This window comes from Spirillospora sp. NPDC046719, from assembly GCF_040645715.1.
Taxonomy (GTDB): domain Bacteria; phylum Actinomycetota; class Actinomycetes; order Streptosporangiales; family Streptosporangiaceae; genus Spirillospora.
In genome coordinates, this window is record NZ_JBEYYT010000092.1 from 25,504 (window position 1) to 27,441 (window position 1,938).

The window sequence follows — 1,938 nt, forward strand, 5'->3', positions numbered from 1 at the left end:
ATTGGGGCGTCACGAGGAGGCGTTGGACGCTATCAGCCAAGCCGTCCAACTGTACCGGCAACTAGCCGACGCACGACCCGACGCCTTCCTACCCGAACTGGCTAGCGCATTGCATAACCAAGCGGCCAGCTTCTCAGGGCTAGAGAGGCCCGAGGAGGCACTGGACGCCATCAACCAAGCCGTTCAACTATACCGGCAACTGGCTACAGTTCGACCTGAGGAATTCTCCCTGAAACTAGCCGCTTCATCGGCGATCAATGGAATTATCTATCGATATAATGATCGTCCTGATGAAGCTGTACGCCTCGAAATACAATCCCTGGTAATTTCAGAGATGCTAGGTCAAAAAGAATTGACCAACGCCCTCAAGGTTTCGCTTCAGCGGACTTATGCGCGAGACGCCGAACTAGTCGTGTCCGCCTGGAGAGAGGTTGCCGGCGTAGCCCCCCCGTCGTGGCTGAGCGCGTAACACAAGCCGGGCGGCCGGGGCGGGTCGGCCCGGAGAGGCCGCATGCCCGGCCCGGACCCGACCGGCGGCGGCCGCGGAGCGGGCGCCCTTGAGTTCGTGGCGATAGTCCTCACCAGAGATCCTTCGGTGTCCGAGGTTGAGAGTCTGTGATCGCGTCGGCGGACGGCGGCACTCCGGTTTGAGGCCGGGCCCCGCGGTCCCGGGGGCGTGATGAGTGACCATCGGCCAGCGTGCGAGCGCGCCGGGGGGCGGAGTGTCTAACTGGGTGACAGTCGTGGCGTACACGGGTGGACGTCGGCAGTCGGGGAGAGATCGGTGTGCAGGGCCGGGGGCTGCGGGATCGCTGGGTGATCTTGGCTTACAAGCGAGGAGTCGGCGGTTCGAAACCGTCCGCGCCCACCAGCGAAAAGACCCTGTTCCCGATCAAGGGAACAGGGTCTTCATGCCATTAGCGTGCCATTAGCCGACGCGCGCGAGCACTCCGGCGGTCCCGTCGTCGTCATCCGGGTTCTCGTTGTTGATCTTGTCGTCCATCGCCTGGGCGATCGCCCGGTTCCCGCCCGCCGTCCGGTGCTGGTAGATCAGAGCGGCCCGCACGCTGTCATGGCCCATCCGTTCCATGAGGTCCCGGAGGGATGCGCCGGAGTCCGCCGCGAAAGTGTTTCCGGTGTGCCGGAGATCATGAAAGTGCAGGTCGGGGACGCCGAGCTTGGCCACGGTCTCGGTCCATTTGGTCGCCCGCCGGAAGTTGGCCCGCCGCAGCACGCCACCGCGCTTACCGGTGAAGATCAGCGCTTCGGGCTCCGGACCGGTGAAGTTGCCGAGATGCCGTCGCAGGTAAGGGATGACCGCCCGGGGGAGTGCCACCGTCCGCAGGCCCGCCCGTGACTTGGGCGGCCCGATGATCAGTTCGCCCGTGTCCAACTCGACCTGTGCTTGCCGGACGGTCACCGTACGCGCGTTGAGGTCCAGGTCCATGCGCCGGGGCGCCGCGACCTCGCCCCACCGCAGACTCGCGAACGTCGCGAGGAGCACGAGCGCACGCAAGTGCTCCGGAACCATCTCGGCCAGCTTGAAGACCTGGGCGACCGTGAGGACCGGCCGCTCGTCCGGCTTCTCTTCGCCGGCCCCTCTGATCCGGCACGGGTTGCGCGCGATGATCAGATCATCGGTCGCCGTCATCAGCACGGCCCGCAGCAGCCGGTACGCCTTCGCCACCTCGGACGCCCCTACGCCCGCTTCCAGAAGCGTCGCCCGCCACTCCCGGACCGCCGCCGTGTCGATCTTCCCGATTGGCAGATTGCCGAGATACGGCGTGATGTGGCGGCGGAGGAGCCCCACGTCAAGGGGCGGCGGTGCTCAGGCGGCTGCGCGGCCCCGCGCCTGGCCGCCCGGAGCGTGCGGCGTGGGCGCCGGTCACCGGGCGGCCGCGCCGGGCCGCGCATCGCGACGCGGCCGCCGGCCCCGCC

Annotated in this window: 2 protein-coding genes; one reads left to right on the forward strand and one right to left on the reverse strand. The window is 67.1% G+C overall.

Features of this window, described 5'->3' with window-relative positions; translation table 11 throughout:
- Positions 1 to 469: tetratricopeptide repeat protein (locus ABZ914_RS18015; protein ID WP_500194116.1), on the forward strand; the 469-nt coding region annotated here is incomplete at its 5' end.
- A gap of 459 nt (positions 470 to 928) precedes the next feature.
- Here ABZ914_RS18015 and ABZ914_RS18020 read toward each other — a convergent pair.
- Positions 929 to 1,810 carry a site-specific integrase gene (locus ABZ914_RS18020; RefSeq protein ID WP_500194118.1) on the reverse strand — a complete coding sequence of 294 codons (882 nt, stop codon included), beginning with the start codon at positions 1,808 to 1,810 and terminating at the stop codon, positions 929 to 931.
- Positions 1,811 to 1,938 lie beyond the last annotated feature (128 nt).